Here is a 19489-nt window from a genome sequence, read left to right on the forward strand (position 1 = left end):
GTCAGTAACCTGTGGCGGTCAAGATTATGTCCATTTGTTTCAGGCGCTCCGGGGTGCCGATGTCACTCCAGCGTCCCTCGTGCAAGCGGCCTTCCAACTGGCCTTTGTCCACGGCGGGAAGCAGCGCTTCCAGCAGCGGAAAGACGGCCCGACGATGAGGGTAATCGGCGATCAGCTCGGGCCGCAACAGGCTGATGCCAGCAAACGTATAGCGCGGGGCGAAGTGGCTTTCCTGACCGCCTGCCCGGCTCAGGCGGTGCTCCGGGGTAAGGGCGAAGTCCCCCTCCGGGTGAAAGTCGGGGTTGGGCACCAACAGCAGCCGCCCCTGGCTCTCCGCCTCCAGTGGGGGATGGGAGAGAGCCCGGAGGGGATAGTCCGTCCACACATCCCCGTTGATCATCAAAAAGGGGGCCTCGCCCAATAGCGGCAGTGCTTGGAAGATGGCGCCGCCGGTTTCCAGAGGCTCGGGCTCCCGTGAATAGCGAATGCTTAGGCCGAAGGGTTGACCGTCGCCGGCGAACTGTTCGATCTGCTCGCCCCGGTAGGCGGTGTTGATAACCACCTCGTGGATGCCCGCCTCACTGAGCGCTTCTAGATGGTATTGTAGCAGCGGTTTGCCGCCGACCTTCAACAGGGGTTTGGGGGTGTGGTCGGTCAGCGGGCGCATGCGCTTGCCCAGCCCGGCGGCGAGAATCATGGCCTTCACGTGGCGGTCTCTCCCGCTTGTCGATAGTCCCGGTACCAGCTTTGAGCTTGGGCCCGGGGCAGCACCCGGTGTTCGAACCAGTGACGGAAATCGGCCAGCTCGGGGTAGCGGCTGGTCACTTCCAGAATGTAACGGATGACCAGCGGCAGGTGCTCCAGATAACCGGGCTTATCATCGCGCAGTGCCAGTCGGGCAAAGATTCCCAGCACCTTAATGTGGCGCTGCAGGCCCATCCAGTCGAACCACTGTAAAAACTGGCTCTCGCTCACGCCCTCTAGCAAGCCGATGCCGCTGGCCAGATTACCGTAGCCCAGGGCCCACTGCTGTACCTGGTCGGCCGGCCAACGGATGTAGCAGTCGCGCAGCAGCGAGACCAGGTCGTAGGTGATGGGGCCCCAGACGGCGTCCTGGAAGTCCACAATGCTCATGCAGCCATCGGGACGTATCAGCAGGTTGCGGGAGTGGTAATCCCGGTGCACGGCCACCTGAGGCTGTTCCTGGGCGCTTTGTTCCAATTGGCCAAACAGGTCAGTCAGCATCTGCTGTTCCTGCTCGGTGGCCGGTTGCTCCAATAGCTCGCCGAGAAACCACTCGGGGAACAGGTTCATTTCGCGCCGTAGTAAGGCTTGGTCGTAGGGCGGGAATAGGGCGGCTTTGGGCGTCTGTTGTAAGGCGAGCAACTGCATCAGCGCCTCACCGTACAAAGCCGTGGCGGATTCGGGCTGCTGAGACAGCGCTCGGTAGAGCAGCCGGTCGCCGAAATCTTCGAGCAACAAAAAGCCGTTCTCGGGGTCTACAGAAGCCACCTTGGGAACCGCAATATGGTGATTGAGCAAATGCTGGGACAGCTCGGCGAAGCGACTGGCGTTTTCCCGCTCCGGGGGGGCGTCCACCGCCAACATCGGCGGCTCGGTGTTCAGACGGTAGTAACGGCGAAAGCCGGCGTCCCCCGCCAGCGGGGCCAGCTCCAGCGCCTGGGGCGATCCGTCGGGGTGCAGCTCGGCCAGTTGGGCTCTCGCCCAGGACTGCAAACTCTCTCGGCGGGCCGTGTGCTGGTCGGTCATGAGGCGTCCTCTTGGTATTGCGTCTTCATCGATTCTACCCCGGTTCGGCCGGTAAAAGTCAAAAGCCGGTGGCAATCGGAAGCGATTCATTCCAAGGTGTGCGTTATTCAAGTAGAATTCCCGGCGTTTTTACGCTCCCCGACACGACAGGCCTGAGACACTTGATTGCATGGACTCCCTTGACCCCCAAAACAGCCTGAACTCAGCCCATTTCGGGCGGCACTGGCTTTGCTGCCTGGCGCTGGCCGTCAGCCCGCAGGTGCTGGCCGATACGGCATCGGAAGAGCCCCCGGGGGAGGCACTCGACTGGGTGCCTGCCGAAGAGCTGACTGAAGCCCAGCGCCTCGCCTTGCCCGATGGTTGCTGCGGCGCCTATGTGGCGCCGCCGCGCGATGACGCCGATGCCAACCTTCCGCCGGAGAAGGCCCCTGTTCGAGCACACGCGGACCGCTCCCAAGCCCAGGGTCAGAAGCATTACACGCTGGAGGGGGATGTGGAGCTGACCCAGGGCAACCGCAGCCTGCAGGCGGAGCGGGCCGATCTGGACAACATTACCCGGGAAGCGACGATTCGCGGCGATATACAGATTCGCGAGCCGGGGGTATTGCTCCGGGGGGAGCGGGCGAAGATGCACATGGACAGCGGCGACGCCACCCTTGAGGATGCGCGCTTTGTCTTGTACGAGACCCGCGTGCGCGGCAAGGCCGAGCGCCTGACCAAACTGGGCGATCATTTTATCGGGCTTGATGATAGCGCCCTGACCACCTGTGAGCCGGGGGACTCGGCCTGGGTGCTCAAGGGCAAGGACATCAACCTCTACACCGAAAAGCACTACGGCACCGCCTACCATGCCTACATGAAGGTGTTCCATGTGCCGGTGTTTTACACGCCTTACCTGCGCTTTCCCATCGGGGATCACCGCCAGACCGGGTTTCTCTTTCCCTCGCTTAGCGACAGCAGTCGCAATGGTGTCGAATTTTCCATTCCATTTTACTGGAACATCGCCCCGACGATGGACGCCACCATTACCGCGGAGCATATGGTAAAGCGCGGCACCCTGTGGGACCTTGAGTTGCGCCACCTCTCGCGCCATTTCGAAACCCGTTTCAGTGGCGGTTACCTCAACGAAGACGAAGGGCGATACGACGGCACCCAACGGTCGGTGGGGGGAGCACAGGGCGCGGTGGGGGAAACCGAGGAAGAAGGGCTTAACCCCTACTTCGGCGAAGAGCGCTGGCGTCTGCGCATGGAACAGGAAGGCGGCAGCAGCGAACGCTGGAGCACGCTGATCGACTACACCGACCTGAGCGATAACGATTACCTGCGCGACTTTAACAGCAGCGGCATGGACATCGACCGGACCGCCACCGTTGCCAAAATGGCAAGCGCCGGCTACCAGGGGGACAACTGGCTGCTGGGCATCAAGGCCGAGGAGCTAAGGGCGCTCAGCACCGGCAAATGGCCCCACCGGGAGCTGCCGCGCATCAATGCCGACGGCCGTTACCGCTGGGGCGACTGGGAGCTGCAGCTGAATAATGAGTACGCCTACTTTGATGTGAACAACACCTATGCCGAAGAAAATCCGGAGCAGGTAGCGCTATTACCCACGGGCGAGCGGTTTCGCACCGACTACGGCCTGACCTGGGATAAAGAATGGATGTGGGGCTTCTTTAAGCCCAGCGCCATGGTAAAGACCCTGAACTACCGTCTGGATGAAGACAACCTGCTGGAAGGCGTCGACCCGGAGCCGTCCCTAGTGGTGCCCCAGGGGGTTGTGGACATGGGGCTTTACTTCGAGCGCGACGGTCAACTGTTCGGTCGTGGCTTCCTCCAAACCCTGGAGCCGCGAATTTTCTACTTTTACAGCGAGTACGAAGACCACAGCGGCCTTTTCGGGCTGACGGCGCCCAATCGCCCGCTGATGTTCGACACCAAGGAACCCACCTTTCAATACAACCAGCTTTACCGGACCAGTCGCTTTACCGGGGGAGACCGCATTGACGATGCTAACCAAGTGTCCGTGGGACTCACCAGCCGGTTTATTGATCCGCTGACCGGGGTGGAGCAGTTGAGCATGAGCCTGGGGCAAATTTTCTATTTTGCCGACCGCCGGGTGAGCCTGACCTCGCCGGATCTGAATTACGACCCCGAGGCCAATCCGGAAATGGAGCCCCCGGAGGAGACTTACGACCGCTCCGAGCTGGCGGGTCAGCTCAGCGCCCGCGTGGGCCAACGGGTTAATTTCAATGCCAGCGCCACTTACAGTGATGTTGAAAGCCGGCTGGGCAGTGCCAATGCCAGTTTAAAATACAGCGACCCCTCGGACCGCATCGTCCACCTGGGCTACCGCTACACTCACCGGCCGCCCACTCCGGGCTTTGAGACGCCGGGCACCGAGCAAGAACGGGCGCTGGACCAGGTGGATTTCGGCATTCATCTGCCCATTGCCGGGCAGTGGAGTTTGGTTGGTCGGGCCAACTATGACTTTACCTATGACAAGGAACTCGATACCTTCGTCGGACTCGAATATAACGACTGCTGTTACCGCGTCCGCTTGCTGGCCCGTCGTTGGCTGGATTTCGACTACACCCCGGACTTCCTTGAAGCGGTGGATTCGGAAGACTATGACCAAAGCATTATTTTCGACTTTCAATTCAAGGGCTTGGGCAGTGTGAACCGCAGTGTCAATGACCTGCTTGAAAAAGCCATTCCGGGCTATGGCACCCGGGACGGTTCGATCCAATAATCAGAGCCTATAACCAGAGATAGCTGACCTTTATGTATGTAAACCGGATAACTCGAAGCCTATTTACCCTCGCCCTGGTCCTTTTCCTGGCGAGCCCCGTGGCGTGGTCGGAAACGCAAATGCTCGACCGCGTCGTGGCTATTGTGGGGGAAGATGTGGTGCTCGAGAGTGAACTGGAGCAACGCCTGGCTTCCATCAAAACGCGGATGCAGGAGTCTGGAAGCAACCAGCCCCTGCCGCCGGAGAATGTGTTGCGCGAGCAGGTGTTGGATCAACTGATTCTCGAGCGCCTGCAAATGGAGATGGGGCGTCGCTATGGTATTGAGGTGTCCGAGCAGCAGGTGGAGCAAACGATCCAGCGCATCATGCGCAACAACCAACTGAGTGAAGCCGAGCTGCGCTCGGAACTGGAAGGCCAGGGCCAAACGCTGGACGGTTTTCGCGAGCAGATCCGGCGCGAACTGTGGGTTAACCAGATTCAACAGGCGGTGGTGAACAGCCGCATCGACGTTAACGAGCAGGATATTGAGAGCTTCCTGGCCTCCACCGACGGTAAATTCGCCACCTCGCCCAACTATCGACTGGGCCATATTCTGCTGTCGGTGCCCAGTGGCGCCAGTGATAGCGAAGAGGAAGAGATCCGGAAAAAGGCCGAAACCATTCGCCAGGAGTTGGTTGAAGGAGCAGACTTCGAGCAAATGGCCATTACCCACTCCAATGACTCCAACGCGCTTCAAGGCGGGGAGCTGGGGTGGCGCAAGCTCGAGCAACTGCCCGAACTGTTCGCCGACGTGGTGGCCGACCTGGAGGAAGGGGACGTTTCCGAGCCGGTACGCAGTGGTGCAGGCTTTCATATTCTGAAGGTGCACGAAACTCGCAGCGAAGCGGGCAACAGCATGGTTGAGCAAACCAAGGCCCGCCATATTCTGATTAAAACCTCGGAAATCGTGGATGACGAGGCCGCCGAGCGGAAGCTCCGCGAGCTTCGCCAGCGTGCGCTTGAAGAGGACAACTTCGCCGAGCTCGCCCGGGAGCACTCGGAAGATATTGGCTCCATGCTTCAAGGCGGTGACCTGGGTTGGACCATGCCGGGGCAAATGGTGCCCGCATTCGACGAAACCATGAACGAGACCGACGTGGGCGAGATCAGCGAACCGTTCAAAAGCCAATTTGGCTGGCACATCCTGAAAGTCGAGGACCGTCGCCAACAGGACATGAGTGAACAGGTCATGCGTAACCAAGCGGCCAATATGCTGCGCGAACGTCGTTTTGACGAAGAGCTGCAAACCTGGCTCGCGGAAATTCGCGAAGAGGTTTACGTGGAAGAGATGTTGTGACTGCAAGACGAGTGGCTTTGACGCCGGGCGAGCCGGCCGGCATTGGCCCCGACCTGGCCATTATGCTCGCCCAGAGCGAGCGCGCGGATGAGATTGTCGCCATCGCGGACCCCGCGCTGCTTGAAGCCCGAGCCGAACAACTCGGTTTGCCGCTGCGGCTGCGGGAGCTGGATTCACGCCAAGCCGCTTCCTCCCAAAGGGCGGGCGAGTTGACCGTGGCGCCCACCTTCCTGCGCAGCCCCGTCACGGCGGGGACGCTGAACCCCAGCAACAGTGCCTACGTGCTGGAAACTCTGGATGTGGCCATCGCCGGCTGCCAGGACCAAACCTTTGACGCTCTGGTGACCGGGCCGGTCCACAAAGGCGTGATCAACGATGCGGGCATTGCCTTCAGCGGCCATACCGAATACCTGGCGGATAAGACCGGTACCCCGCGGGTGGTGATGATGCTTGCCACCGAAGGGTTGCGAGTGGCTCTGGCCACCACTCATATACCGCTCAAGGAAGTCTCCGGCGCGCTCAATGAAACCCTATTGACCGAGGTGCTCGATATTCTGCACGCCGATCTGCGACGGGACTTCGGCCTTTCCCAGCCCCGCATTCTGGTGTGCGGCCTGAACCCGCACGCTGGTGAAGGCGGCCATTTGGGCCGTGAGGAACTAGATTTGATTGAACCGGTGCTGGAAAAACAGCGAGCCCGAGGGCAGAACCTCATCGGGCCACTGCCGGCCGATACGCTCTTTACCCCCAAACACTTGGACCGGGCCGACGCCGTTCTGGCGATGTACCACGACCAGGGCTTGCCAGTGCTCAAGTACAAGGGCTTTGGCCGGGCCGTCAACGTGACGCTCGGTTTGCCGATTATTCGCACCTCCGTTGATCACGGTACCGCGCTCGACTTGGCGGGCACGGGCCAGGTGGATACCGGGAGCCTGCAGACGGCTCTGGATTATGCCCGGCAGATGGCCGCCGCCCGGGCCGGGGTGGCCTCATGAGTCGCCCCGGGAACCAACAGGGGCCCCATAGAGCCCGCAAGCGGTTTGGTCAGAACTTTTTGATCGACGGCAACGTGATTGACCGCATTGTCGCCTCCATTCATCCTCGCGAGGGGGAATGGGTGGTGGAAATCGGGCCGGGCAAAGGGGCGCTGACCGCGCGCCTGGCGGATAAGGTCGATCACCTGCGAGTGATTGAACTGGACCGGGACCTGGTGCCGTGGCTGAAAGTCCAGTTCGAGCGGCACGCGGACTTCGAGCTGTTTCAGGCCGATGCTCTGAAGTTCGATTTCAGCCAGTTGGGGGAGGGTGAACCCCTGCGCATTGTCGGCAACCTGCCCTACAACATTTCCACACCGCTAATTTTTCACCTGCTGAGCTATGCGGACCAAGTGCGCGACATGCACTTTATGCTGCAAAAGGAAGTGGTGAAGCGCCTGGCCGCCGGACCCGGTGAGAAAGCCTACGGCCGACTCGGGATCATGGTGCAGTACGACTGCCAGGTGGAGCCCTTGTTTGAAGTGCCTCCGGGGGCGTTTGATCCGGCGCCCAAGGTGGACTCGGCTATTGTGCGTCTGATCCCCCATGCCCAGCGCCCGTTTGTGGCCAACAATCGCAAAACCCTGGAGCAACTGGTCAACGTCGCGTTTCAGCAGCGGCGCAAAACCCTGCGCAATGCGCTGAAAAATCTGGTGCAACCCGAGCAACTGGAGGCGCTGCCGGTGGACGTGTCCCTGCGGCCCGACGCACTCTCACTGGAAGACTATGTTCGCCTGGCCAACGCCCTGGATGACTTGAATTCCAGTGCCGCGCCCCCATCTTAGGCGCATCCTGCATTCTTGATCCTCGCGGGCTTAGAGCCCGCGCTTCTGGAGTATTCTGGCGCTATGACCCACGATATCCGGGTTTCAGTCAAACCCGCCTATATTGAACAGCACTCGCAACCGGCCGAAGACCGGTTCGTCTACGCTTATACCATCACCATCGAAAACGAGGGCGATGCGGCGGCGCAACTGATTGGCCGCCACTGGGTGATTTGCGACGAGGCCGAAAAGAAACAGGAAATTCGCGGTATCGGTGTGGTGGGTGAACAACCCTACCTGCCCCCGGGCAAGCAATTCACCTACACCAGTGGCGTGATCCTCGATACCCAGACCGGTATCATGGAGGGCACTTATCAAATGAAGACGGACGATGGCAAGCTGTTTGATGTCACCATCCCCGCATTTGCCCTGGTACCGCCTCACGCCATTCATTAGCCGGGGCCAAAAGCGGCCCGTTACTGCGGCGCTAATACGCAGTGGCCTCGCTGAAGGCAGGCGTTTTCACCGGCTTGCAAAGCGTTCACGGGAGATTGCATGAGCACCTACGCCATTGGCGATATTCAAGGCTGCCTGGAGCCGTTGAAGCGGTTGTTGGACCAGGTCAACTTCGACCCCGCCGAGGACCGGCTCTGGATTGCCGGTGACCTGATCAACCGGGGCCCCAGTTCACAAGCCACGCTAAGTTTTCTGTATCCCATGCGCGACCGCCTGTCGGTCGTGCTGGGGAACCACGACCTGCACCTGATAGCCGTGGCTCGCGGCCACCGCCCTCCCAATCGCAAAGATACGCTGGAAGAAATTTTGGGCCACGAGGAGCACCCGGAATGGATTGAGTGGTTGCGTCATAGGCCGCTGTTGCACCACGACCCCGAGCTCGACTACGTCATGACCCATGCGGGGATTCCCCCCCAGTGGTCCCTCGAGCGCGCCAAGGCCCATGCGCGGGAAGTGGAAGCCGTACTGCAAAGCACCCAGCTCGATGATTTTCTCTCGCAAATGTATGGCAATGAACCTAGCCGGTGGAAACCCAAACTCTACGGCGTTGAGCGGTTGCGTCTGATCACCAACTATTTTACTCGCATGCGATTTTGCACCGCCGATGGGGAGTTGGATCTGGATAACAAAGGTGGCGCCGAATCACACGCGCCCGGTTTCGAACCCTGGTTTGCTCATCCCGAGCGTAAGTGTCGGGACCAGAAAATCATTTTCGGCCATTGGGCCGCGCTGGAAGGCAAGGTGGATGCCCCCAATGTCTTCGCCTTGGACACCGGTTGTGTGTGGGGTGGTACCTTGACCGCTCTGCGTCTGGAAGACCAACGCCGCTTTGAGTGCGAATGCTAAAAATGTGAACTGTGCATCAGTTTTATCGAAAGCATGTGACAAACGTCGCTTCTCCCATTAGAATGCGCCGCACGTACCGCCCGGTACGCGTTTAATTGGAACTGTGATGTATTCAAAGGAGCACACATGAAATTTAAATCCCTGGCATTGGCCACCGCTTTCGCTTTTTCCTCCGGTTTTGCCGCTGCAGACTACCAGTCTGAAATTGGCGCTAATTACACTGACGTCGAAGACGGTGACGGTGCATTTGGTATGTACGGTGAGCTGCACTTCTCTCCCGTACAGACTCGCAACCACCCCCTGGCGGAAGCCGCTTTTCTGGAGCGCTCCAGCAACGTTTACGTGGCTGGCGACAACGACTTCGACGTTCTCACCGTGGGTGGCGAACTGTATGTTCCTGACACCATCTTTTACGTTGGCGCGCGGGTAAGCCGTGTTGACTCCGGTGCGGATGATGAAACCACCGCGTACGGCACGCTGGGCCTCACCCCGATTGATGGCCTGCGGGTAACCACTGAATTCAACGAAGACGGTTATGACGCCAACCTGTCTGCAAAGTATGTCACCAGCCTGGGCGGTGGCAACTTCGTAAACTTCGAAGGTACCTTTGCCGACGGCGATTTTGACGATTACCTCTCTCTGGGTGCCGATTTTTACTTCGACCGCACCTTTAGCGTTGGCGCCGGTTACACCGACTACTACGGTAACGACCAGTTTACCCTGCGCACCGAGAAGTTCTTCAACGACGAGGTGAGCGGCAACCTGTCTTTCACCGATACCGATTACGGCAACTCTTTCACCATTGGTGCCGCAATCCGCTTCTAAGCAAAACGCTTATGAGTCAGAAAAAGCCCGGGCTGGTCCCGGGCTTTTTTGTGCCTGACCGTTGCGCTCCGTTCCCCATCCCGTTAGATTCCCCGTAACAGGAACGACAGGGGGCGCCCGTGGACACCGAACTGCTTAGAACCTTTCTTGAAGTCTCGCAGTGCCGCCATTTTGGTCGGGCGGCGGAGAAGCTCTTTATTACCCCCGCGGCGGCCAGCGCGCGTATCCGCCAGTTGGAACAGAGTCTGGGGGTGAGCCTGTTCTACCGCACCCGTGGCAATAATCAACTGACGGCGGAGGGGGAGCGCTTGTTGCCCCACGCCCATCAACTGCTGGAGGCTTGGGAGCAGGCGCGCAAGGATTTGGTTCACCAATCCGAGCCCGCCCGAGCACTGAGCATGGGGGCCACACCGGGGCTCTGGCATTTCCGCCTGGCGTACCTTCCCGCTCGGTTGCGCCGCGACTATCCCGAGCTCAAGGTTCGCGCCGAGGCCTATCATCCCGACGAACTGGTGGAGCGGCTGCTGGCGGGCCAACTGGATATGGCGTTGCTGTGTGATCTGCCCGATTCGCCCCTGCTGAAGGCCCGCAAAGTCGGCCAAATTGACTTGGTGCTTTTGAACGCCAGGTCGGGTCAGACGCTCAAAGCGGCATTGGCGGAGGGTTATATCTCGGTGGACTGGGGGCCAGCATTTACCCTGTTTCAGGCCCGGCGCCTGGGCGAGCAGGTACCGGTGCTGCACACCAACCTGGCCAGTCTCGCCTTTGAACGGGTTCGAACAGGTGAAGGCAGTGCCTACTTGCCGGCGGAGCTGCTGGAAGACGGCTGTTATGAGGTGCAGGGCGCGCCCGCTTTTCATCGCACCCTGTACGCGGTATTTGTTGCCGAACGGGAGTTCAGCCCCGGTATTCAGGGCGCTCTGGCGGTGCTGGCGGGGACGGAGGAGGGCGGTGCCTCCCCCGCTGGCGCGGACGCCTAGGCGTCCAGCTCCCGCAAGTCATCACACCCCAGCTCTTCTCTCAGACGACGGCGTTCCAGCCGGTCTTCAACTTTACGGCGCATGTCCAGTATGTGCTGGTTGGCCTCCTTTCCCGTCAGCTTGGGTTGCTGCTCCTCGTCGTTATCGGCCTCCGAGGGCAACTCAGTCAGAAAGTCGGTGTCTTCTTCCGAGTGATCAATAGTGACAGCCATGGACATCTCCAGTGTAAGAAATGACAATGCACGAGCGGGGTGCGAACCGGGAGGCCCCGGAAGGGCTTCCAATGAACGCTATGTATCACAAGGATTGGCGGCGGCAAAGCAAAAAAAATTTGCCGTTATCCCAAAATTTTCTATGGTTAAAGAGTGACTGCGAGGAACGGCGTGAATAAACAGGATAAGAGCGTCATCGGTTGGCGGGAGTGGGTACGACTGCCCGCTCTGGGCCAGGCGGTGATCAAGGCTAAGATCGACACCGGGGCGCGCACCAGCGCGCTGCACGCGTATTTCGTTGAGCCCTTCGAGCTGGAGGGGCGTACTTGGGTGCGGTTTGGCCTGCACCCGCGTCAGAAAGACACCGAGATGCAAATTGAGTGCGAGGCCCCGGTCATTGACCAGCGTCGAGTGACCGATTCCGGTGGCCACGTGGAAATGCGCTACGTGATCGCCACGACCCTGGTCCTGGGGGGCGAAGCTTACGAGGCGGAGGTCACGCTGACCGATCGGGAAAACATGTTATTTCGTATGCTCTTGGGCCGGGGTGCGCTGAAACCCCGTTTCCTGGTGGACAGCGACGAGTCGTTTGTACTCGGCGGCGATAAATATCAGCCGCCGGGGGAGTCCTCCTAAGCCGTGGCTGACGCAACGAGACCCTAGGAATCGCTGTCCTACGAACCGATCTCCTACAAACTATAGTCTTACACACCATTGTAAGGAATCATTGGATACTCTATGAAAATTGCCATTCTCTCGCGCAACCGCCGCCTGTATTCCACCCGTCGGCTGATTGAGGCCGCCGAGCAACGCGGTCATGAAGTCCATGTGCTCGACTTTTTAAAGTGCTACATGGACATTACTCCCTCCCACCCCAGTATCTGGTACAAGGGGACCAAGCTTGAGGGCTATGATGCGATCATTCCGCGCATCGGTGCCTCCGTCACCCACTACGGTCTGGCGGTGATTCGCCAGTTTGAAATGATGGGCGTTTACTGCCTGACCGAGTCAGTGGCCCTGGGTCGCTCCCGGGATAAACTGCGGGCCATGCAGCTTTTCTCTCGCAAGGGGCTGGGCATGCCCAGCACGAGTTTCGCTTACCAGGTGCACAACACCAAGGACCTGATCAAGCTGGTCGGTGGTGCTCCCCTCGTGGTTAAACTCTGTGAAGGGACTCAGGGGCGCGGCGTGGTCCTGGCCGAAACCGCCAAGGCCGCCGAAAGTGTGATTGAGGCCTTCCGGGAGCTGCGCGCCGAGTTTTTGGTGCAGGAGTTCATCAAGGAGGCCGGCGGCAGTGACATCCGGGCCCTGGTGATCGGCACCAAAGTGGTGGCCGCCATGCAGCGCACCGCCATGGACGGGGAATTTCGCTCCAACCTGCACCGGGGGGGCAGCGCCCAGTTGATCAAGCTGACCCCGAGCGAGCGGGCAACCGCCGTCAAGGCCGCCCAGACCATGGGGCTGAACGTGGCCGGTGTCGATCTGTTGCGCTCCAGTCGCGGGCCGTTATTGATGGAAGTCAACTCCTCTCCCGGCTTGGAAGGGATCGAGGGCGCGACACAGAAGGACGTGGCGGGTTTTATTATTAAGTATGTGGAAGAGAACGCCAAGCCCCACAAAACCCGCACCCGAGGCAAAGGCTAGAGAGGCACTCCTGTGACTGACGACGTTGGGTCAAGCGAGGGGGCGAAAGCGCCCCGCGCGACCTCGAAAAAGGCGCGCGAGAAAAACCGCACGCTGGAAATCGGAGGCGTAAAGATCGCCCCCGGGCAGAGCGCTTCTGTCGACCTGCCCCTGGCGGCCATGTACACCCACTCGAATGTGGAGCTGACGGTGCATGTCATCAATGGCCGCCGCCCGGGCCCCTGTCTGTTTGTTTGTGCGGCCATTCATGGCGATGAGCTTAACGGCGTGGACATTATTCGCCGCTTGCTGGACTACAAGCAGCTCAATCAGTTGCGAGGCACGCTGCTGGCCATTCCGGTGGTGAACGTCCACGGTTTTCTCAACCAGTCCCGCTATCTACCGGACGGGCGAGACCTCAACCGCAGCTTCCCCGGCAGTGAACGCGGCTCGCTGGCCGGACGGGTGGCGAGCACCTTTGTTCGGGACATTCTCAAACACTGTACCCACGGTATTGATTTACATACCGGCGCGCGCCACCGCAGCAACCTGCCGCAAATTCGCGCGGATTTGAGCCAGGAGGAAACCCGTAACCTGGCGATGCAGTTCGGCACCCCAGTGGTGCTGGATGCGAAGCTTCGCGATGGCTCGCTTCGGGAAACAGCCTCGGATATGGGCATTCCCCTCTTGTTGTACGAGGCCGGGGAGGCATTGCGTTTCGATGAGCTGTGCATTCGCGCGGGCGCCCGCGGCATTTTGAATGTGATGCGGGAGCTGAAAATGCTCCCGGCCCGCAAGCGGGCGGCGAAGGTGCACGAAGCGGTGATTGCCGATGACAGCCGCTGGGTGCGTGCGCCGCTCAGTGGCGTGATGCGCACCCGTGCGCAACTGGGCGCGCGTGTGAAGAAGGGCGAGGTGCTCGGCATTATTGCCGACCCGCTGGGGTTGAATGAGTCTCCGGTATTGGCGCCGGACGAAGCCATTGTGATTGGCTCGACGAACTTGCCTTTGGTTCACGAGGGGGAAGCGCTCTTTCACTTGGCCAGTTTCAAACGCCAAACCGGTCAGGTCGCCAATGAACTTCAAGGCTTCCACGAACGCTTCAGCAGCCAAGAAGAAGAGCCGTTCTTCATTGGTTGGGATGATTCTCTCGAAAATTAACGGTCCAGCTTGTGTGGGGGTGGGAGCCTTTTAGAAAGACCGGTCTCGCTATCGGGGGCTTTGTTTTCAAAACACATAAATCCATCCATGGAGCTCCCTCACTTCATCCCTGAAGTGAGGGTTTGAAAACAAAGCCCCCGACATCGAGCCCTCGTTGGAGCCATCAAGCCCTTCCTCTGTAAGAACCCTTCGCCGGTTCGATAGGGATGGTGAGGTTACACGCCGCTAGAATTTACTTCAGAGGGGACGGTGCCGGGTAGGGTTTTCTCAAACCCTCACTTCAGGGACGAAGTGAGGGAGCTACAGGGACGTATTCATCGCGTTTTGAGAAAACCCTACCCGGTAGCGGCCCCGAACTTTCTACGAAGTGGCCGTCAAGCTTACGAAGGAAGGTGTTAGAAATCAGGCAAGGGCATTAAGCTTAACGACATTCCCGTCAAACGAAAAATGTCCTCCCACAAAACGGCTCTCGAACTGGCGGGCCGAGAGCGGCTTGGAGAACAAAAAACCCTGGCCCTGGTCACAGCCCTCGTCACACAACCAATCTGCTTGGGCCGGCTTTTCAACGCCTTCGGCCACCACCGCCAGCTGCATATTGTGCGCCAGCCCGATAATCGACTTCGCGATGGCCGCATCATTCGGGTCGCTCTGGATATCGTGGATAAAACTGCTGTCGATCTTCAACTTCTGAATCGGGAAACGCTTCAGATACGCCAGGGACGAATAACCGGTGCCGAAGTCATCAATCGCCAGAAACAGCCCCATCTGATTGAGCTGCTTTAATTGATTGATCGTCTCGCCGGCGTGCTCCATCGCGCAGCTTTCGGTAATCTCCAGCTCCAGACACTCCGGGGGTAGGCCGGTATCGCGCAGAATTTTCTCCACCTTCTCGGGGAAGTTGCGCTGGCGGAACTGACGAGGCGATAGGTTGACCGCCACGCGGCCGACCTGCTTGCCCGAATCCAGCCAGAGCTTTTGCTGTCGGCAGGCTTCGTGCAATACCCATTCACCGATGGGGGCGATTAACCCGGTCTCCTCGGCCAAGGGAATAAAGTGCGCGGGGGAGACCAGACCGCGCTCCGGGTGTTGCCAGCGCACCAGTGCTTCGGCCCCCATCAACTCGCCGGTTCTCAAATCCACTTGTGGCTGGTAATGCAAAATCAGCTGGTTTTGTTCCACCGCCCGGCGCAGGTCGTTTTCCAGCAGCAGGTAATTGACCGCCGTGGCGCTCATGCCCTTGGTGTAGAATTGGCAGTTGTTTTTACCGGCTTCCTTCGCCTTATACATGGCGATGTCGGCGTTCTTTAGCAACTCGTCGGTGTCCAGGCCGTCATCCGGATAAACGCTCACGCCGATGCTGACGGTGGTGGTAATTTCATGGCCGGCGATTTCCAGTGGACGGGCCAGGGTCACCAGCAGCTTGTTGGCGATGAAGACCACGTCCTCCATGTCGTTCACCCCTTCGAGCACCACCACGAATTCGTCACCGCCCAGGCGGGCCACGGTGTCCATATCCCGCACGCCTTCATTCAGGCGCATGGCGATGGCCTTAAGCAACAGGTCGCCGGAGTCGTGGCCGAGGGAGTCGTTGATGTTTTTGAAACGGTCAATATCCAGCAGCATTAACGCCAGCTTGCCATTGGTGCGCCGGGTGCGGGCCAGGCCATGGTAAAGGCGGTCGTAAAAAAGGGAGCGGTTGGGCAGGGCAGTGAGCGAGTCATGGAAGGCCATGTAGTTCAGGCGCGACTGCTGCTCGCGCAGGGCGTTTTCCGCCAGCTTGCGCTCGGAGATATCGGTACAGATGGTGCAGACCCCGAACACATCCCCGTTGGGGTTGCGCAGGGGGAATTTCACCATCAGGTAGGTGTGCAGGGTGCCGTCCTTGTGCATCAGGTCCAGCTCGCTCTCGAAGGTCTGCTGCTTATCCGTGGTGGCCAGGTCGATGTCCCAAAGCGTTTGGGCAGTTTCCTTGGGATAAACGTCGAACACATTCTTACCCACAAAACCTTGTTCATCGACGTTTTGCAGCTGTTTATAGTGTTCGCTGGCCAGCACCACATTGCCGTGCAGGTCTTTTACTGAGATTAGCGCGGGAGAGTGATCCAAAATGGCATGCAGGTAGGTTTCGCTCGCCCACAAGGCCTGCTCTGCCAGGCGATGACGTTCGCTCTGCTCGTCGTGACGCCACATCTCAATAATCTGGCGCGCCAGCAGGCCGCTGAAAGCCCAGACGGTATCCAGCTCTTGGACACTGGTTTCCAGTAGGGGCAGCTCTTCCCGGCTTTCCAGGTAGAACGCGGCAATGGGGCGGTTGTGTTCGAATATCGGGTAAAGGTAGGCCGAGCGCACCCCCTTGGGCACGATATCGTGGCCGACGCGCACAATGGCGGAGTGGTCCAGCACTATGCATCGACCTTCTCTAAAGGCCCGTTCGATTTGGTTATGGGGGAAGCCTTTGAGCGTCTGCAGGGCGGTGGTGAGGGTGTCTGCTTTCGTGCGCCCGAGGGGGTCGAGTTGGGCAATGGACTCGACAAACAGCCGCTGGTCTCGCTCGATGATTAGGGCGGCACGGGTGATGGTGGGCTTGGTCATCACCAGCTTCACCAAACGTTCGGCGATTTGTTCGTGGTTCAGGTCGGTGAACAGTTTTTGGAATCGCTGGATCAGCTCAACCGCTGTAAGTCTCGTCTGCATAGTCGCCCAGTCCGGGTGGTTTTATGGCTAACATTGAACGCAGCCTTCTGTTATCGCCGGGGCTGGTATCAAATCCTTGTAAAGGCGCTCTCAGCGCTCGGAAGGTCCTTTATTTTTGTGTTAACTGCCATAGACGCCAGTTTAATTATTCGACCCTTAAGCACTACGCAAGCACTCCCGGTGCGCGTAATCCTCTTAGCATCAGCCGAACGACCTGATGCTAGGGTTATTGTTTTTTGTGATATAAGTCCCATCATAAGCTGGTACTGGCGCAAGAATCAAGGTCCTAGCGCCCCCCAGATTGGAACCTCTTAGGGTATGAGAGTGTGTAGGTTTAGGGTAGGAGCGTGTGGAGGGTCTCCAGTAGGCGGTGCATTTGTCCGTCATCGCCGATGGTGATCCTGAGAAAGCCTTCGATCCGAGGCTTGTTGAAGTACCGTACCAAAATGCGCGCCTCCCGCAGCTGCTCGGCAAGCTCGGCGGCATCCACGCCCTCGGGGGGCTGGGCGAATAGAAAGTTGGCGGCGGAGGGCATGACGTTGAAGCCGAGCGCTTGCAGTTGCTCCCGGGTCCATTCCCGGGTGGCGACGATCTTGTCCCGGCACTGGCGGAAGTAGTCCTCATCCTCGAGCGCCACAACGGCGGCGGCCTCGGCCAGCCGGTCCACCGGGTAGGAGTTGAAGGAGTTTTTGACCCGGTCCAAGGCCTCAATCAAGTCGGGCGCACCCAGGGCGAAACCGAGCCGCAAGCCGGCGAGCGAGCGGGATTTGGAGAGGGTTTGGCTGACCAGCAGGTTGGGGTAGCGGTCCACCAACCGGGCGGCGCTCTCGGCCCCGAAGTCGACGTAGGCTTCGTCTATCAGCACCACACTATCGGTATTGCGCTTGAGCAGCGCCTCAATCTCTTCCAGTGGCAGGGCCCGCCCGGTGGGGGCGTTGGGGTTGGGGAAGATGATGCCGCCGTTGTCGGCGGGGTACTGCTCGAGTTCGATGCGCAGGTCGTCGGTCAGCGGTTGCCGCTGGGCTTCGATGCCGAACAGGCGGCAGTAGACGGGATAGAAGCTGTAGCTAATATCGGGGAACAGCAGGGGTTTGCTTTGTTTGAAGAAGGCCATGAAGGCGAAGGCCAGCACTTCGTCGGAGCCGTTTCCGACGAAGGTGTTTTCGGGTTTAAGCTGGTAGTAGTCAGCGATGGTTTGTTTAAGCCGGCTGGAGTTGGGGTCGGGGTAGAGCCGCAGTTTGTCCACGGCCTCGCCGTTGAGCACGTCCCGCACTTTGGGTGAGGGGGGGTAGGGGCTTTCGTTGGTGTTAAGTTTGATCAGCCCTTCGATTTTGGGCTGTTCACCGGGCACGTAGGGCTCCAGCTGACGAACCAGCTCACTCCAGTAACGCGACATAAAGACCTTCTTCGGCGTTGGGGTAAAAGCGTCATTATACATGAGGCGGCGCGCTTCGAGGTTTTTCGGAAAGCCCGGCCTTGGAAGGCTTTACCCCTTCCAAGTCCTCAATGCCAAATTTGACCTCACATCCTGCGTTTTACGCATTGGGGGGTAACCGCGTAGGGCACGGTAAGGCGTCAGCCGCCACCTGCCACAAAAACCATAACGGTGCGACGGGGTGTGATGGGTGGTAATGGTAGGTGGCGGCTACCGCCTTACCATACCCTACACGCACACCCGCTCTCCGCCGGACTTCAATGTCACTCCGCAACCCAACACCAAAACAAACCACCAAACCTCTATAATCCCCCGCAAGTGTGAATCAAAGGAGCGCCCCATGTTCGAACCCCTGCCCAAACTACCCAACGACCCCATCCTCGGGCTCAGCATCGCCTTTCGCGACGACCCCAACCCCGACAAAGTCGACCTGGGCGTGGGCGTCTACCGGGACGCCCACGGCATCACCCCCGTCATGGCCGCCGTGCGGGAAGCCGAAGCGCAGCTCCAAAAAAACGAAACCACCAAAGCCTACACCCCACCGGCCGGCTACCCCGGCGCCAACGACGCCGTCCAGGCCCTCGCCTTTGGAGAAGGGCACCCGGCCCTGGAGCAAAAGCGCATCGCCACCGTACAAACCCCCGGCGGCTGCGGCGCACTGCGCCTGGCCGCCGAACTCATCCAACGGGCCCAGCACGGCGCCCGGGTCTGGGTCAGCACACCCACCTGGGCCAACCACGTACCGCTGCTTGGCAGCGCCGGGTTGGAGCTCAAGGAGTATCCCTACTACGACTTCGAGCGCCACAGCCTCGACTTTGACGGCATGGTCGCCGCCCTCAAGCAGGTCCCGGCCGGGGACTTGGTGTTGCTGCACGCGTCCTGTCACAACCCCTGCGGTGCCGATCTCTCGCCCGCGCAGTGGCGCCAAGTGACCGAACTGGCGGCGGAGCGGGGCTTTGTGCCTCTGATCGACATGGCCTACCAGGGTTTTGGGGAAGGGCTGGAAGAAGACGCCTACGGTCCTCGACTGATGGCCGAGAAATTACCGGAGGTGATTCTGGCCGTGTCTTTTTCCAAAAACTTCGGCCTCTACCGGGAACGGGCCGGTGCCTTGGCCGTGGTGGGCGCGGACGCGGGGCAGGCAGAGGCCATCCAGTCCCAGATGCTGAGCGTGGCGCGCGGGCTTTACTCCATGCCTCCGGCCCACGGTAGTGCGTTGGTGGCCGGTATCTGGCAATCGGAAGAGCTGCGCGGACGCTGGCGGGATGAACTCGCACAGATGCGTGAGCGCATCCAAACCCTGCGCCATGCGTTGGTGGACTCACTGGGCCAGGCGGTGCCGGGGCGGGATTTCGGTTTTATCGCGCGGGAGCGGGGTATGTTTTCCTTCCTGGGGCTCAGCGAGGCGGAAGTGGCCCGCATGAAGGCCGACTACAGCATCTATATGACCGATAATAGCCGGGTCAATATTGCGGGCCTGAATCTGGACAAGGTTGATTATGTGAGCGCGGCCATTGCCGAGGTGACCAAAGGCCGCGTCTAACGG

The 19489-nt window shown here is 59.7% G+C and carries 17 protein-coding genes; 12 read left to right on the forward strand and 5 right to left on the reverse strand.

The features are described from left to right. Position 1 precedes the first annotated feature (1 nt). Both murU and AAE514_RS13390 read right to left on the reverse strand, forming a co-directional pair. Positions 2-697, reverse strand: coding sequence for an N-acetylmuramate alpha-1-phosphate uridylyltransferase MurU (gene murU, locus AAE514_RS13385; RefSeq protein ID WP_347332105.1), 696 nt, complete (start codon positions 695-697; stop codon positions 2-4). Between the two features lie 5 nt (positions 698-702). Continuing rightward, positions 703-1770 (reverse strand): aminoglycoside phosphotransferase family protein, encoded by a 1068-nt coding sequence (locus tag AAE514_RS13390; protein WP_347332056.1) that lies wholly within the window; start codon positions 1768-1770, stop codon positions 703-705. A 169-nt stretch (positions 1771-1939) separates the two neighbouring features. On the opposite strand from AAE514_RS13390, the gene AAE514_RS13395 reads away from it, so the two are divergent. The 8 genes from AAE514_RS13395 (at position 1940) to AAE514_RS13430 (ending at position 10818) form a co-directional block, all read left to right on the forward strand. Beyond that, positions 1940-4516 carry an LPS-assembly protein LptD gene (locus tag AAE514_RS13395; protein WP_347332057.1) on the forward strand — a complete coding sequence of 859 codons (2577 nt, stop codon included), beginning with the start codon at positions 1940-1942 and terminating at the stop codon, positions 4514-4516. 32 nt (positions 4517-4548) lie between these two features. Beyond that, positions 4549-5853 carry a peptidylprolyl isomerase gene (locus tag AAE514_RS13400; RefSeq protein ID WP_347332058.1) on the forward strand — a complete coding sequence of 435 codons (1305 nt, stop codon included), beginning with the start codon at positions 4549-4551 and terminating at the stop codon, positions 5851-5853. Further along, positions 5850-6848, forward strand: a complete 999-nt coding sequence (gene pdxA / locus AAE514_RS13405) for a 4-hydroxythreonine-4-phosphate dehydrogenase PdxA (protein ID WP_347332059.1) — start codon at positions 5850-5852, stop codon at positions 6846-6848. Before AAE514_RS13400 ends, pdxA begins: the two co-directional genes overlap by 4 nt. Then, positions 6845-7672 carry a 16S rRNA (adenine(1518)-N(6)/adenine(1519)-N(6))-dimethyltransferase RsmA gene (gene rsmA, locus AAE514_RS13410; protein WP_347332060.1) on the forward strand — a complete coding sequence of 276 codons (828 nt, stop codon included), beginning with the start codon at positions 6845-6847 and terminating at the stop codon, positions 7670-7672. Before pdxA ends, rsmA begins: the two co-directional genes overlap by 4 nt. Positions 7673-7735: 63 nt before the next feature. After that, the gene (gene apaG / locus AAE514_RS13415; RefSeq protein ID WP_347332061.1) at positions 7736-8107 is read left to right on the forward strand and encodes a Co2+/Mg2+ efflux protein ApaG; all 372 of its coding nucleotides are present in this window, start codon (positions 7736-7738) and stop codon (positions 8105-8107) included. A gap of 99 nt (positions 8108-8206) precedes the next feature. After that, a complete protein-coding gene (locus tag AAE514_RS13420) occupies positions 8207-9013 on the forward strand; it encodes a symmetrical bis(5'-nucleosyl)-tetraphosphatase (RefSeq protein WP_347332062.1) in 807 nt (268 codons plus the stop codon). 126 nt (positions 9014-9139) lie between these two features. Then, a complete protein-coding gene (locus tag AAE514_RS13425) occupies positions 9140-9838 on the forward strand; it encodes a putative porin (RefSeq protein ID WP_347332063.1) in 699 nt (232 codons plus the stop codon). 119 nt (positions 9839-9957) lie between these two features. Continuing rightward, complete coding sequence (locus tag AAE514_RS13430) at positions 9958-10818, forward strand: LysR family transcriptional regulator (RefSeq protein WP_347332064.1); 861 nt, start codon at positions 9958-9960, stop codon at positions 10816-10818. On the opposite strand, the gene AAE514_RS13435 is transcribed toward AAE514_RS13430, so the two are convergent. Beyond that, on the reverse strand, positions 10815-11030 hold the full coding sequence (locus tag AAE514_RS13435) for a PA3496 family putative envelope integrity protein (protein ID WP_347332065.1): 216 nt from the start codon (positions 11028-11030) through the stop codon (positions 10815-10817). The genes AAE514_RS13430 and AAE514_RS13435 overlap by 4 nt on opposite strands. Positions 11031-11201: 171 nt before the next feature. On the opposite strand from AAE514_RS13435, the gene AAE514_RS13440 reads away from it, so the two are divergent. The 3 genes from AAE514_RS13440 to AAE514_RS13450 all read left to right on the forward strand — a co-directional run bounded on the left by AAE514_RS13440 (position 11202) and on the right by AAE514_RS13450 (position 13814). Continuing rightward, positions 11202-11666, forward strand: coding sequence for an ATP-dependent zinc protease family protein (locus tag AAE514_RS13440; RefSeq protein ID WP_347332066.1), 465 nt, complete (start codon positions 11202-11204; stop codon positions 11664-11666). A 102-nt stretch (positions 11667-11768) separates the two neighbouring features. Next, positions 11769-12674 carry a 30S ribosomal protein S6--L-glutamate ligase gene (rimK, locus tag AAE514_RS13445; protein ID WP_347332067.1) on the forward strand — a complete coding sequence of 302 codons (906 nt, stop codon included), beginning with the start codon at positions 11769-11771 and terminating at the stop codon, positions 12672-12674. Between the two features lie 12 nt (positions 12675-12686). Then, the gene (locus tag AAE514_RS13450) at positions 12687-13814 is read left to right on the forward strand and encodes a succinylglutamate desuccinylase/aspartoacylase family protein (protein WP_347332068.1); all 1128 of its coding nucleotides are present in this window, start codon (positions 12687-12689) and stop codon (positions 13812-13814) included. Positions 13815-14216: 402 nt separating this feature from the next. Here the strand turns inward: AAE514_RS13450 and AAE514_RS13455 are convergent, their stop codons facing one another. Beyond that, complete coding sequence (locus AAE514_RS13455) at positions 14217-16508, reverse strand: putative bifunctional diguanylate cyclase/phosphodiesterase (RefSeq protein WP_347332069.1); 2292 nt, start codon at positions 16506-16508, stop codon at positions 14217-14219. A 334-nt stretch (positions 16509-16842) separates the two neighbouring features. After that, the gene (hisC, locus tag AAE514_RS13460; RefSeq protein ID WP_347332070.1) at positions 16843-17904 is read right to left on the reverse strand and encodes a histidinol-phosphate transaminase; all 1062 of its coding nucleotides are present in this window, start codon (positions 17902-17904) and stop codon (positions 16843-16845) included. A gap of 379 nt (positions 17905-18283) precedes the next feature. Between hisC and AAE514_RS13465 the strand changes: the two genes are divergently transcribed. After that, the gene (locus tag AAE514_RS13465; RefSeq protein ID WP_347332071.1) at positions 18284-19486 is read left to right on the forward strand and encodes an amino acid aminotransferase; all 1203 of its coding nucleotides are present in this window, start codon (positions 18284-18286) and stop codon (positions 19484-19486) included. The last annotated feature ends 3 nt before the right edge of the window (positions 19487-19489 follow it).

This window comes from Marinimicrobium locisalis, from assembly GCF_039822625.1.
In the GTDB taxonomy this organism is placed as follows: domain Bacteria; phylum Pseudomonadota; class Gammaproteobacteria; order Pseudomonadales; family Cellvibrionaceae; genus Marinimicrobium; species Marinimicrobium locisalis.